Origin of the sequence: Pseudoselenomonas caprae (assembly GCF_008271345.1) — a bacterium.
In the GTDB taxonomy this organism is placed as follows: domain Bacteria; phylum Bacillota; class Negativicutes; order Selenomonadales; family Selenomonadaceae; genus Selenomonas_A; species Selenomonas_A caprae.
This window is the reverse complement of the sequence record NZ_VTOZ01000004.1, coordinates 93,424-106,869: the sequence shown is the minus strand read 5'-3', so window position 1 is coordinate 106,869 and position 13,446 is coordinate 93,424. Positions and strand designations below refer to the sequence as shown.

Sequence of the window (13,446 nt, the reverse complement as noted above, 5' to 3'; positions counted from 1 at the left end):
TATCATCTCCCAAAGGACAGCCAGCCCGAATCAGCCAGCTGACAATCCGAAAACTTAACTCCATCATTGACACAATCCATCAATACACAGCCACGCCAGTCACATTGCTGCATATGAACCCCCTGGAACAGGCAGTTTTCCCAAAGCGGCTGGGCATAAATCTCATCCTCGTCAGCGCTGCTGGCAGTGACTTGCGTAAAGGTACAATCGGCAAATGTACAATTACGCCAAATACTTCCCGCCAGTTTCACCGACGAGAAATCGACATGATGAAAGCGGCAATCCTGAAAAACTGCATCTCGCAGATCAAGTTCCCGCAGCGTAGCTGGCTCAAATAGACACGCCGTAAATCGGCTCAACTGCAGATCCTTACGCTCTAGTACATGCTGGCGATATATCTTCCTGTCGAAATGGTGTAACGATAAGTCCTTTTCCTCCGTTGCCACTAAATCCACCGTTGGCAAAACTGCATATACAGGCTTTTGCGCATCGTAATACATCCCCAGCGAAAGATAAAAAGGTACCTTGATAACCAGGCCTTTCAGCAGTTCCTCCCGATCTATATCTGCCAGCCAGCTCTTCATCCGGCAGGCAAGAAGAAATACCAGCCGCTCCAACGTCGCAGCATAAAGTGTCCGTATCATCGTCTTGCGCAATGTCCGTCGCTGATAGTACGCCTCATCCTCTGCCTGGCACGTAAACGTCCGCCAACGAGAAAAAAAGAGGTCTGCTGGTATACGATACCGGTAGAACGGCCTGCCGTAAAACCACGCCTCATCGTAAAAATCCACCAGCAGCATTGGTTTTCCTGTATGAATCGACGTTAACGGCAGCGAAATACTGATATTGGCACAAGCCACCATCTCCTCATCCTGTACCCGAGCTGCGCTCGCCACCGCTTCACGTAGTCTCCCCTGCAGGAATCGGGATATCTCAGCAAACCGATTATCCCAATCAGCCAGCGAACCCCGTAAGAAATCCTCTTCCACAACGGGATAACGCGTTTCCCTATACGCCGCTAACGTTTGAATCATCTACCAACACCCCAGGCTGCACAAAACATGTCATTCTTTCAGCAGTACGCATCCGTTATACCATTACAATCTTGGAGATTGCTTAAAATTTCATTGTACAAATAACTAAGATTTAGTTATTTTTTTATAATATATTTCTTGTACAAATCTTCTACATAACCCATTTGGGATAATATCCCATCAATCATCATTTTTCTATTTCTATCATTCATTAGAGCATCCTCCGTTCATTATTTCATAAAGACGTCACTCGTTATTTGATTTATAAAGCGTTCCGTATATGCTACAGCCTTAATAGGCTAAACATCTGCGTTCTATAGCCTTTTGCCTATAATCAATTGAATAATTCCACCTATATCTCCCATATTCATCTACATCATCTGAATCTCCCACAAGTGTAGCTCCCTCCTTCATTTGTATTAGATACTCAGGAATAATATTATGAGGTACAACTATAACGTCCTCGTCATGCACGCCTATATATTTGATATAGTAATCTTTACCTTCTCTAAGCAACAACAGTAAAAAATCATTATAACAATCATATATCGCACTGAGTATATCCATTGAAACGGTGCTCTTTTTGCAAAGGAAATAGTATTTTGTCTCTAAAAAATCAACATCACTTATCAATTTGCCATCAATTCTAAAAATCATATATCGACTCCTAGTCATCTCACCCAAATACACATGTATATTTTTATCCAATTCATTGTAAAATGCATCTATTATCTTCATATCAAATCTTTTTGATATATTCTTCTCGTAAAACCATGATATTAATTTATTTACATTATCAACATTCAAATCTACATGACTCATTTATATCTTCCGCCCTTATCTGCTATTTTCATATCCACTACTTCCCCAAACTCCATCTTGTCAGTACCTCTTGGCACATCAAATCGTGATATTCGTCTTCCTGTGTAAATCTGGCGATGGCAGGATTATAGTATCTTGCCCGCAGGTAGTATTGCTGGGTTATCGGGTCTAGCTCCTGGCCGGTGTATTGGTAGCGGTTGGGGATTTTTTCTTCCGCTTCTCCGCTAATGATAGTGGCGGCCAACTGACCGTTTCGCACATATTCAGATGAATGCTGTGTTGCACTTACATTGAAAATCCGTCTGGTTTTAACGATTCGATGTCATCATATAATCGCTGCACAAATTAACATTTTTTATTATCAAGGCTTTTTAATATACTTTCTAACTTGTTTATTTCCTCTAATATTTCAGAATTATTTCCTCCTGCCTCAACATAAATACGGCACAAATCTTTACACCCATTTAAAATTTTTTCATATTTTAATTCATTATATAGCTTCAAACAATTATCATAGATAATACCTTCAGGAGAATTTATATTAATACTAGCCATAATATTTGTTTTCCTTAACATTATTTCTAAATCACGCTCTAGTTTAATATATGCACTTTTCATTAATAATTTCTCCTCGTTTATAATGGTAATACTCTTACAAATTTCACCCATTCAGTTGTTACCCATCCTTGTGGAAGCAATATTTGATCCGCCCCACCTTTTAATACAGTTCCGCTTCCAGTTATCTGTTTTTCAACCTTACCTATATTAAGTATAGTTCCCTTAGGCACAAATATAGTTTCCTCATAATTTAACGTATTCTTCCATTTTGGTAATATTGCACTATTAATTTTTGCTTCTATAGCATTATTAGAGGGTTGTGTTGTGACCTGTCAGCTCATTTTTCTCGATTCTTTGGCCGTTGCCGTCGTAGCGGTAAGTGTTCTGCGCGAGGATTTTGTCGGGCGTAGCTACCGTCAAACTAACAATATTCTTGTCCGCATCGTAGGCGATATCCTGCCACATGCCATTGGCATGTGTGATTTTCTGAATGGCACCATCGGCGTCACGGGCAAAGCTGACAATTGACTGGTCAAATTCGTTGCATATATCAACCAGTTGATTTGACTTGTCAAATCGGTTGTTGACCTGTCGGCCAGTGATGTCGGTCTGACTGATTTTACGTCCCAGCTCATCATAGCGATAAGAAAGAAGCATTCTGCCGCTGGCTTTCTTATCGAACACAGCAGGCCGTCATAGTCATAGCTTTTTGCTCAAAGAGACTATCATATATAATATTTTGCTTACATCGAGATATTACATTTCTAACAATTTGAAATCATTATTGTATTCCCTTAAAAATATCAACCCCTAATTTAGTTAAATACTTATTTAACAGTTTTATTTCTCTATATAAATTATTAGGATATTCATCATCTGAATATACCCACTTAGTAGATGCCAATAATTCTTTTTTATTATTTCGTATACACGTTTGTATAGACTCCAAGATTCTATTTTTTTCCAATTTGAACGGTGCTCTTGATTCATTTTCAAAGGCTAATTGATATGACCACGCTAAGCTAGCTAAATATGCTGAGTCCTCTCCCTCTTGTCCACAAATATCTATAAGAGCTTTTTCTAATTCTTCTTTTATAGCGATATCTCCTTCTTCATAAATTTTATATATTCCAAATAAATATATACCATGCCAATCGGTCGGTCTATCTGGATAATCGCCAAACATATCTTGCTCTATTATGCGCCACTTTCCTCTTCCTGCCATCAATAAATCTAAGCACTTATCTTCTCTAGCCTTAATAACCATTGGTAAAAAGCATTCTGTATTCCTATACATTTAAAATTCACTCCTATTTTTTACGTTATACGCAATTCCTTCAGGCATCATTCCTTCTGTATATCCACCACAAATCCAATGTTCATTGCATCCCATCTCAGTTCCCAATGGAATTCTTACTTGGTGTTTATTCACATCCCCTATGTTTATAACAAATAAATCATCTCCCGTTAATGCTCCGCAATTATAACCTAATCTTTTCTCCATTATTGAAGTATCTATTCGTCCCCCATGACCTTTTCCTGCTTCCAACAAAGATAAATCCATATCCTTTTTAGGTGTTACAAAAATATGATGATCTGCTGACCTTTGAAAATAAGGCGCATTCTCATAAAACTGATGATAAGAGTATCCTTTTTCTAAATGCGATGCTCCTCCCTCAAATGCATTTGCATGATTCTCAATATACTCCTTAGGCAAATAGCTTTCTGGTTCAGGCACCTTCAATCCTGTACCAACTCTTTCCTCCATCGGATATTTATATCCTTGTCGCATGACATTTTCTGCTTGTTCCTGACTCAGCTTATACGGATTTGGATTATTCTTTCGCCAATATTCTGCCATATCACTGACTTCATTATCACTAAGCCCCCCTATACCCTCATGGTTTGCTTTTACAACTAATTTAGAGAAGGCCTCACTCGAAATGAGACTATACCCACTCGGGTCATAATACCCCACCGGATTATTCGCGCAGTACGCGTAAAGATTCAGCCCATCGCCATGATATTCATCTTCCTGCGTAAATCTGGCGATGGCGGGATTATAGTATCTTGCCCGCAGGTAGTATTGCTGGGTTATTGGGTCTAGCTGCTGGCCGGTGTATTGGTAGCGGTTGGGGATTTTTTCTTTCGCTTCTATTGTATTACCGAAAGCATCATAGGTGTAGCGGTTCTTTACTTCGCCATTCTTTCCCGTGATGAATACGGTACTTCCCTGTTCGTCGCTGGCGTAGTGGCACCAGGTTTTCTCGGGTTCGGATTCCCTTGCCCATAGGTCGCTGGTGCGGATTAATCTTGTGATATTGCCGTCTGTTTCTTCGGTTATCACTTCCTTGTTTTCGTTGAAGATAAACTGCACGAGTTTGCCGTTTTCTTCCATTTCGTAGCGTAGTCCTTCGGCATCGTAGCGATAGGTTTCCACCCGACCGTTGACGATTTGACTTGTCAACCGGTTGTTGACATCGTAGATGAATCGTTCCGTATCAGTTGGATATTCCGCCTGCTGCAGGCGGTTGAGCTTGTCGTAGGTGTAGAGCGTTTGACCTGTCCGCTCGTTTTTCTCGATTCTTTGGCCGTTGCCGTCATAGCGGTAGGTGTTCTGCGCGAGGATTTTGTCGGGCGTGGCTACCGTCAAACTTACGATATTCTTGTCCGCATCGTAGGCGATATCCAGCCACATGCCGTTGGCATGGGTGATTTTCTGAATGGCGCCATCGGCGTCACGGGTAAAGCTGACAATTGACTGGTCAAATTCGTTGCATATATCAACTAGTTGGTTTGACTTGTCAAATCGGTAGTTGACCTGTCGACCGGTAATGTCAATCTGACTGATTTTTCGTCCCAGCTCGCCATAGCGATAGGCCAAGAGCTTTCTACAGCTTTGAAGCAAATTTAGCCATTACTTCTCTCTTCCATTTTTTTAATATCATTTAATACATCATCAATCGTTGCAGGATATTTGTACCGTCCCAAGAAAACCGTTGGCCACTCTTCTTTTAAACCAAAAGTTTTTTTACTTTTTTCTCCAAACAAACTTTTACTTTTTACATTAATGTATATATCGATAAAATATCCACATTCTGTTTCTTCTTTAGTTGGTATATTACTAACCACATGGTCTAAACCCAAATATCCAAATTGTTCTTTTCTAGATTTCTCCTCCCATCTTTTACTGCTTTCACATATATCTTCATCTGTACATTTTATATCTTTTATATCAATTATTGTTTCTTCATTTATTATTTTTTCCGTTTTACACATATTATTATATATAATAGATGAAAATTCTATATCCGAATATGTGATATCCAAATATACATATACTCCGCCAACTATACAAAAATCATTAAGGAAGACAAACGGATCTCCCCCTTCATATATATTTTTTTTTATTCTCTTATATCTTTTGTAAATCATTCCCACGCTCCCTTTATCCAGCATTAACGGTGAATATTTCTTTTCCATCTCCGTTATAACAATTTCAATCGCATTTGATAATTCTTTAATTTTTTTACGCTTTTTTTCCATTTATTTCATAACCTCTCTATCGTTTACAATCCAATCTTTTGGCCATCTTCCAACAATCATAATTTGATCTGCACCTCCCGGATAACATCTGCCATCTATTCTACTTACTTGTGGTCCAACTTTACCTATATTTAATTTGGTTCCTTTAGGTATTTTGATAGTAACTTCCCTTTCAATACTATTATGCCATTCTGGCAATAATGCTAATGATTTTCTTGTTTCTGTTTGTCCGTGATGATTACGGTACTTCCCTGTTCGTCGCTGGCGTAGTGGTACCAGGTTTTCTCTGGTTCGGATTCTCTGGCCCAAAGCTCGCTGGTGCGGATTAATCTTGTGATATTTCCGTCCTCTTTTTCTGCGATTACTTCCTTGTTCTCGTTGAAGATGAACTGCACCAGCTTGCCGTTTTCTTCCATTTCGTAGCGCAGACCTTCGGCATCGTAGCGGTTTAGCTGGACATCGCCTGCTTTTGTCGTTACCATGCTGGTTCTGCGGAAGGCGTCATATTCGTAGGTGTTCTTAGCGTCTTGGAGCAGGTTGCCAGCAGCATCGTAGTGATAGGTTTCCACCCGACCGTAGACGGTTTGACTTGTCAATCGGTTGTTGACCTGTCGGCCAGTGATGTCGGTCTGACTGATTTTACGTCCCAGCTCATCATAGCGACAAGAAAGAAGCGTTCTGCCACATGCGCTTCAATTATCATCCAAACTATTCTTATATATTTTCTCTATTCTTTTTATATCATCCATAATAGTATTTATATCACTTGGATGTTGATATAACCCCAGTATCACATTCGGCCAATCTATTTTTAATTTTAACTTTTCTTTAACAACTACGCCATATAAACTTTTCCTATTTACATCAAAAAATATCTCTTCATAATAACCATCAGCTGACTTCTCAGCATTAGGAATATCTCTTACAACTGTCCAAAGCCCCAAATATCCATAATTTTCTTTTCTCGATATCTCTTCTTGTTTTAAATCTTCAATTTCAATTTCTTTTTTCGTTATCCGTCGAAAGGCAGATATTCCTTTCTTCTTTCTCATATATTCTTTGACAGCTCTCTCTGTTTTAGTCATATATTCTATTATCTCTTTTGAATCAGTCAAATCTACATCATAATCATCTATATATGCTCTCACTCCTCCCATAATTGTAAATTGAGAGGCATCATCCAGCGGATCTCCTCCTTTGGATAGGAAATCTTTAGCTTTTTTATACCTTTTATATACTAATCCAACCATTCCAGTCTGTAATGATGCAGTATCATACAACTGTTCCATCTCTATTATTACTTTATTTATCATAGTTAATATTTTTTCCTTACCATCCATATTATTCATATTCTTACCATTCTTTTTCTTGGGTTTTTCCAATATTGGTAGTCATTTGGGCTGTATTACGGGGCGTCACGTTCAAAGCTAAAAATCAACTTGTCGAATAGGCACTTAGTTTATCGTCTTGTAGCATTTGTTATTTCTCTCTCCATATTTTCTTTAGTACAGTATACTATTTGTATAAACATCTCTTCTAATCTTTTTGACTATAAAGCTAATTTCTTCGTCTTTAAATATTATCTTTTTTTCATCTACAAACCATAATTCATCATTTTTCATCCGTTCTATTTTCTTATATTCATCCAATATCTCCCTTAATTTTTTCGATGTTTTATATGATATTACTATTTTATTCCTATCAATTTTTTCTTTTAATAGTTCTGTTGATATTACGTTGGTATATTTTTGTAAAATTCTTTTATAACATACCACACCACTTACTTTCACCAAATCCGTCAACATTCTCCACCATTCTCTTATTTCTATATTCGATAGATAAACATCTCCCAATGTTCTTATATCTGTGTTCATTTTTATCAACCTAAATATTTTTTCATTTACAACTCCTTCGCTTTTTATGCACCCCTCAATTTTTTCCAAAGCAAAATAAGCATTCATCTTACCTCCTTCATGTAAAATTTTCTTCAAGTTATTTATTTGCTTTAATACGTTTTCTTCATTATATATCGAATCATTCATTAATATCCTCAATTGCATGATTACCTCTACCTCCATCAGTTATAATTTGCCAACCATTTCCATCCCTAGATATACCAGCACCAGCTTCTTTAACCCATTGCGGTTGTGGAGCCACTCTACCTTCCAATAATATTCGATTTATAGTCAATTTAACTTTTGATTCTATTTGAGCAGTATTACATGGTGGTAATGCTAATTTATTAATCCTTTCCTCTGGTGTAGTTCCCGCAGATTTCCTTGTCACAAATACCCCAGAAGCTAAATTTTCTCTATCATTGGAAGTAATAACAAACTCTTCTCCTTTCATTCCCTTACTAACATAAATAGGACCTTTAAAGGATTTTATGGTATTAGTGGCTATTTCTTCATGATTTGGCATCCCTTTTTGTGCGTATAATTTTCCAATTCCCTTATGACCTATTCGAACTAATGGATATTGGGGGAGGTCAGACAAAATATCAGATTTATCATACCCACTCGAGTCATAATACCCCACCGGATTATTCGCACAGTACGCATATAAATCCAATCCGTCGCCGTGATATCTACCTTCCTGCGTAAATCTTGCGATGGCGGGATTGTAGAATCTTGCCCGTAGGTGGTATTGCCGGGTTATCGGGTCGAGTTGCTGGCCGGTGTATTGGTAGCGGTTGGGGATTTCTTCTGCTTTTTCTACGGTGTTGCCGAAGGCGTCATAGGTGTAGCGGTTCTTTACTTCGCCATTCTTTCCCGTGATGAAGATGGTACTTCCCTGTTCGTCGCTGGCGTAGTGGTACCAGGTTTTCTCTGGTTCGGATTCCCTTGCCCATAGGTCGCTGGTGAGGATTAATCTTGTGATGTTGCCTTCTGTTTCCTCGGTTATCACTTCCTTGTTTTCGTTGAAGATAAACTGTACGAGTTTGCCGTTTTCTTCCATTTCGCAGCGCAGACCTTCGGCATCGTAGCGGTTTATCTGGACATCGCCCGCTTTTGTCGTTACTTTGCTGGTCCTGCGGAAGGCGTCATATTCGTAGGTGTTCTTAGCGTCTTGGAGCAGGTTGCCAGCATCATCGTAGCGATAGGTTTCCACCCGACCATTGAAGATTTGACTTGTCAACCGATTGTTGACATCGTAGATATACTGCGCCTCGATGTCTTTGGCCGTCCTTGTCAGGCGGTTGCCGGCGTTATCGTAGACGATATCCTGCCACATGCCGTTGGCATGGGTGATTTTCTGAATGGCACCATCGGCGTCACGGGCAAAACTGACAATTGACGGGTCAAATTCATTGCATATATCAACCAGTTGATTTGACTTGTCAAATCGGTAGTTGACCTGTCGGCCGGTGATGTCGATCTGACTGATTTTACGTCCCAGCTCATCATAGCGATAAGAAAGAAGCGTTCTGCCACTGGCTTTCTTGGCGAGCAACAGGTCGTCTTTTTCACAGCTGTAACGATAATCCATATCATTGGACTTTTCCACTTTCCTTCGCTAAGCTTTATCTCTCGCATGGTCATCCAACCATGTTGTTCCTAACGATAACGAATACTACTGCCTAAGCTATCTGTTTCCTCCTAGAGTCTGCCTTACTCATCATAGGATAATTAACAAATAATTCTTTACTTTTTGGGATTAATATACATTCCAAATTTATTCAATGCCATCAAACAAATCCACTCCCACTTCAATAAAAATATCATTCATTATTTTCATAAAATCATATAAATTATAAGGGCCTTTTTTCCCGCAAGAATAAATCCATTTAGTCGATTCCAACATTTTCCCTTTATTTCTAACGATGCAAGCTTTTATCGCCTGAAGTATATTCTCTCTTCCTAAAACAAACGGAGCTGTTTCTGCATTTTCATAATATAATTGTTCATACCAAGCCATTGCTGCCAAATATGCATCATCATCATAGCCTTGAATACAAATTTTTATAATTGCTTTTTCAAGCTCATCTTTTATTTTATAGTCTCCTTTTTCATATATTTCATAAATACCAAGACTATTTATCCCTGCCCAATCCGTCGGCCTATCTGGAAAATCCCCCAACATGTCGCGTTCTATAATTCTCCATTCACCTCTTCCGGCTAACAATAAGTCTAAGCAGTTTTCTTGTCGTGCCTTCTGTACCATCGGTAAAAAAATATGTTCATTTAAATACATGATTATTACCCTCCTATGACAATTTTTTACACTCAACCACAATATCATCAGAGAAATGAACCGCCTGCAGGAAGCTTCCTCTGACATTGATGCCAGAAGTAACGGTGGAAAGCAGCGCAAGCTGGCACAATCCAAAGCAACCAACGTAATCCTAACACTTCTGACGGAGGCCAAAGCTGCACAGATTCCAGCTAAGCATGTCCTTTTTGACACCTGGTTCTGCTCGCCATCTTCCCTGATTCAAATTAAGGAAATTGGCTATGATGTTATTGCTATGGCTAAGAAAGATGTGCAAATCCTTCCTGAAGCTCGGAAAAGAAAGCAGAACTTTGACTTATGATGCTATGACAGCACATGTAGCTATTGTCTTTGCTCGTTACACGATGTTGTCGCTAGAACAGCGCCGAAATGCGGATAAACGAAGCATAGGCGATTTGTTTTTTGCCTCCTATGATGAGCTGCAGGATTTACGTTATATGGGGGCATTGCTCTTAATCCTGAAAAGTTTATTGATCAGATAAAAGATCGAATACTTTTCATGGGAAAGGAACTGGATAAGATGTTGGATTCATTCTTGGAAAAGTTGCCAAATTTATAGCACAAATGTTTGAAACAGTGTGCATGAGGTTGGCATTTAATCAGTCACATTCCCTTGCCATGCATTAAGGCAGGCTTGTTTGGGATGTGCGAAGTTTGAGTTACAAATATTAATCACAGAATATTTAGCGATTTTTTCATCCTATCATCGCAACGAGTTACTATATCATTCCAGGCATCCACTTGTTCCCATCCGTTAGGAAATACAATTTTTTCTTTTAGATTTGCCTCATAAATCTTTATATATTTAATTAATTTTCTTTCTATTGCTTCAATCCTTGTTTCATATTTTTCTACATTTATCCACCCTCTCCCCCTTGCATATTTAATCATCCACAAATAATCAAACACCAAATACGTTTCCATCGCAGAATCTTCAATTATTTCATATATAGTATAAAGAAATATATCTACAGAACCATTCATATTTTTTTCACAAGCAAACACTTCTTTCACTACGCTTATGATTTCAGTAGGCTCATAAGGAATATAAAAATCTGTTTCAGGTCGTTTTCTATACGGCTCATCACCTCTTAAATATTCTTTAATCTCACCATTATTTCTTGCATATAAAAAATCAAATTCCATTATTTTCCTCCTATTATTGTCATTACAACTTTCTCCTTTGATACCGGATTTATAACAGCTTCTGGTACACCACCAGAAGTATATCATCCAGGCAACCACATATGATTTGCCCCTCCTTCATTTCCTGACGCCATCCTCAAATTAAGTTGTTCTAATGTTTCGTAGTCATTTATATCGAATCGAACCATTCCATCTCCCGATAAGCTTCCAGCAGGGAATCCAAGTTCATTTTCATAAACAGACAAATCATCTTTTGCTTTTATCGCAATTCTATCACATTCTGTCTTAGGCATAATAAACAATCCATCAGGACGACCTATTTTTGTAGCATTTTTTACAAATGCATCATATGCTGTTTTTGTCATCACAAAAGAAGCACCCTCCCTAAATTTATCTAAATGTTTAGTAATTTGTTCTTGTGTTAAATATTCCGATGGATCTGGTCTTTGTCCATGGGGAATTGAAAGAATTCTATCTTCCTCTTCTTTTGATAATGATGACCATGGACTTTTCTTCCCCTCATTAGAACAATACCCACTCGGATCATAATACTCCACCGGATTATTCGCGCAGTAGGCGTAGAGATTCAGCCCATCCCCATGATATTCGTCTTCCTGCGTGAATCTGGCGATGGCGGGATTATAGTATCTTGCACGCAGGTAGTATTGCTGGGTTATTGGATCTAGCTGCTGACCGGTGTATTGGTAGCGGTTGGGGATTTGTTCTGCTTTTTCTACGTTGTTGCCGAAGGCGTCGTAGGTGTAGCGGTTCTTTACTTCGCCATTCTTTCCCGTGATGAATATGGTACTTCCCTGTTCATCGCTGGCATAGTGATACCATGTCTTCTCGGGTTCGGATTCTCTTGCCCAAAGATCGCTGGTACGGATTAATCTTGTGATATTGCCGTCTGTTTCTTCGGTTATCACTTCCTTATTTTCGTTGAAGATGAACTGCACCAGCTTGCCGTTTTCTTCCATTTCGTAGCGCAGGCCTTCGGCATCGTAGCGGTTTATTTGGACATCGCCCGCTTTTGTTGTTACTTTGCTGGTCCTGCGGAAGGCGTCATATTCGTAGGTGTTGTTGGCGTCTTGGAGCAAATTGCCAGCATCATCGTAGCGATAGGTTTCCACCCGACCGTTGACGGTTTGACTTGTCAACCGGTTGTTGACATCGTAGATATACTGTTCCTCGATGTCTTTGTCCGTCCTTGTCAGGCGGTTGCCGGCGTTATCGTAGGTGAATCGTTCCGTATCGGTTGGATATTCCGCCTGCTGCAGGCGGTTGAGCTTGGCGTAGGTGTAGAGCGTTGACCTGTCAGCTCGTTTTTCTCGCTGCGCTGGCCGTTGCCGTCGTAACGATAGCTGTTCTGCGCGAGGATTTTGTCGGGCGTGGCTACCGTCAAACTTACGATATTTTTGTCCGCATCGTAGGCGATATCCTGCCACATGCCGTTGGCATGGGTGATTTTCTGAATGGCACTATCGGCATCACGGGTAAAGCTGACAATTGACTGGTCAATTTCATTGCATATATCAACTAAACGATTTGACTTGTCAAACTTATAGCTAACCTGGCGGCCGGTGATATCTGTCTGGCTTATCTTGCGGCCCAGCTCGTCATAGCGATAAGAAAGAAGCGTTTTGCCACTGGCTTTCTTGACGAGCAGCAGGCCGTCACGATCATAGCTATAGCGTTATGCATTATCGCTAATGATAGTGGCGGCCAACTGAACGTTTCGCACATATTCAGATGAATGCTGTGTTGCACTTACATTGAAAATCCGTCTGTTTTTAACGATTCGTTGTCATCATATAATCGCTTAATCGCTGCACAAATTAACATTTTTATTATCAAGGCTTTTTAATATACTTTCTAACTTATTTATTTCCTCTAATATATCAGAATTAGTTCCTCCTGCCTCAACATAAATACGGCACAAATCTTTACACCCATTTAAATTTTTTTCATGTTTTAATTCATTATATAGCTTCAAACAATTATCATAGATAATACCTTCAGGAGAATTTATATTAATACTAGCCATAATCTTTGTTTTTCTTAACATTATTTCTAAATCACGCTCTAGTTTAATATATGCACTTTTCAT

At 39.2% G+C, this 13,446-nt stretch carries 18 protein-coding genes; 2 read left to right on the top strand and 16 right to left on the bottom strand.

The window, feature by feature from the left end:
- Positions 1–2: 2 nt before the first annotated feature.
- The 13 genes from FZ041_RS03045 to FZ041_RS02985 all read right to left on the bottom strand — a co-directional run bounded on the left by FZ041_RS03045 (position 3) and on the right by FZ041_RS02985 (position 10,154).
- Positions 3–1,034 (bottom strand): pentapeptide repeat-containing protein, encoded by a 1,032-nt coding sequence (locus FZ041_RS03045; protein WP_149188467.1) that lies wholly within the window; start codon positions 1,032–1,034, stop codon positions 3–5.
- Positions 1,035–1,325: 291 nt separating this feature from the next.
- Positions 1,326–1,856: a hypothetical protein gene (locus tag FZ041_RS03040; RefSeq protein WP_149188466.1), complete on the bottom strand. Its 531-nt coding sequence runs from the start codon at positions 1,854–1,856 to the stop codon at positions 1,326–1,328.
- 37 nt (positions 1,857–1,893) lie between these two features.
- Positions 1,894–2,115 carry an RHS repeat-associated core domain-containing protein gene (locus FZ041_RS14710; RefSeq protein WP_255449218.1) on the bottom strand — a complete coding sequence of 74 codons (222 nt, stop codon included), beginning with the start codon at positions 2,113–2,115 and terminating at the stop codon, positions 1,894–1,896.
- Positions 2,116–2,201: 86 nt separating this feature from the next.
- On the bottom strand, positions 2,202–2,474 hold the full coding sequence (locus FZ041_RS03030) for a hypothetical protein (RefSeq protein WP_149188465.1): 273 nt from the start codon (positions 2,472–2,474) through the stop codon (positions 2,202–2,204).
- A gap of 249 nt (positions 2,475–2,723) precedes the next feature.
- Positions 2,724–3,071, bottom strand: a complete 348-nt coding sequence (locus tag FZ041_RS03025; protein WP_149188464.1) for a hypothetical protein — start codon at positions 3,069–3,071, stop codon at positions 2,724–2,726.
- A 124-nt stretch (positions 3,072–3,195) separates the two neighbouring features.
- Positions 3,196–3,711 carry a hypothetical protein gene (locus tag FZ041_RS03020; protein WP_149188463.1) on the bottom strand — a complete coding sequence of 172 codons (516 nt, stop codon included), beginning with the start codon at positions 3,709–3,711 and terminating at the stop codon, positions 3,196–3,198.
- Complete coding sequence (locus tag FZ041_RS14705) at positions 3,712–5,298, bottom strand: RHS repeat domain-containing protein (protein ID WP_255449216.1); 1,587 nt, start codon at positions 5,296–5,298, stop codon at positions 3,712–3,714.
- A gap of 26 nt (positions 5,299–5,324) precedes the next feature.
- Entirely contained in the window at positions 5,325–5,960 is a 636-nt protein-coding gene (locus FZ041_RS03010) for a hypothetical protein (protein ID WP_149188462.1), read from the bottom strand.
- 203 nt (positions 5,961–6,163) lie between these two features.
- The gene (locus tag FZ041_RS03005; protein ID WP_369407308.1) at positions 6,164–6,556 is read right to left on the bottom strand and encodes a hypothetical protein; all 393 of its coding nucleotides are present in this window, start codon (positions 6,554–6,556) and stop codon (positions 6,164–6,166) included.
- Between the two features lie 96 nt (positions 6,557–6,652).
- A complete protein-coding gene (locus FZ041_RS03000; protein WP_149188460.1) occupies positions 6,653–7,309 on the bottom strand; it encodes a hypothetical protein in 657 nt (218 codons plus the stop codon).
- 153 nt (positions 7,310–7,462) lie between these two features.
- Complete coding sequence (locus FZ041_RS02995; RefSeq protein ID WP_149188459.1) at positions 7,463–8,002, bottom strand: hypothetical protein; 540 nt, start codon at positions 8,000–8,002, stop codon at positions 7,463–7,465.
- Entirely contained in the window at positions 7,995–9,449 is a 1,455-nt protein-coding gene (locus FZ041_RS14700; RefSeq protein WP_149188458.1) for an RHS repeat domain-containing protein, read from the bottom strand. Before FZ041_RS14700 ends, FZ041_RS02995 begins: the two co-directional genes overlap by 8 nt.
- A 186-nt stretch (positions 9,450–9,635) precedes the next feature.
- Positions 9,636–10,154 (bottom strand): hypothetical protein, encoded by a 519-nt coding sequence (locus FZ041_RS02985; protein ID WP_149188457.1) that lies wholly within the window; start codon positions 10,152–10,154, stop codon positions 9,636–9,638.
- 55 nt (positions 10,155–10,209) lie between these two features.
- Between FZ041_RS02985 and FZ041_RS14695 the strand changes: the two genes are divergently transcribed.
- Complete coding sequence (locus FZ041_RS14695; RefSeq protein ID WP_255449215.1) at positions 10,210–10,494, top strand: transposase; 285 nt, start codon at positions 10,210–10,212, stop codon at positions 10,492–10,494.
- 371 nt (positions 10,495–10,865) lie between these two features.
- Here the strand turns inward: FZ041_RS14695 and FZ041_RS02975 are convergent, their stop codons facing one another.
- Complete coding sequence (locus tag FZ041_RS02975; protein WP_149188456.1) at positions 10,866–11,339, bottom strand: hypothetical protein; 474 nt, start codon at positions 11,337–11,339, stop codon at positions 10,866–10,868.
- 83 nt (positions 11,340–11,422) lie between these two features.
- Complete coding sequence (locus FZ041_RS02970; protein WP_488655844.1) at positions 11,423–12,616, bottom strand: RHS repeat domain-containing protein; 1,194 nt, start codon at positions 12,614–12,616, stop codon at positions 11,423–11,425.
- 29 nt (positions 12,617–12,645) lie between these two features.
- On the opposite strand from FZ041_RS02970, the gene FZ041_RS14690 reads away from it, so the two are divergent.
- A complete protein-coding gene (locus tag FZ041_RS14690; RefSeq protein WP_255449214.1) occupies positions 12,646–12,849 on the top strand; it encodes a hypothetical protein in 204 nt (67 codons plus the stop codon).
- A 309-nt stretch (positions 12,850–13,158) separates the two neighbouring features.
- On the opposite strand, the gene FZ041_RS02960 is transcribed toward FZ041_RS14690, so the two are convergent.
- Positions 13,159–13,446 (bottom strand): hypothetical protein, encoded by a 288-nt coding sequence (locus FZ041_RS02960; RefSeq protein ID WP_149188454.1) that lies wholly within the window; start codon positions 13,444–13,446, stop codon positions 13,159–13,161.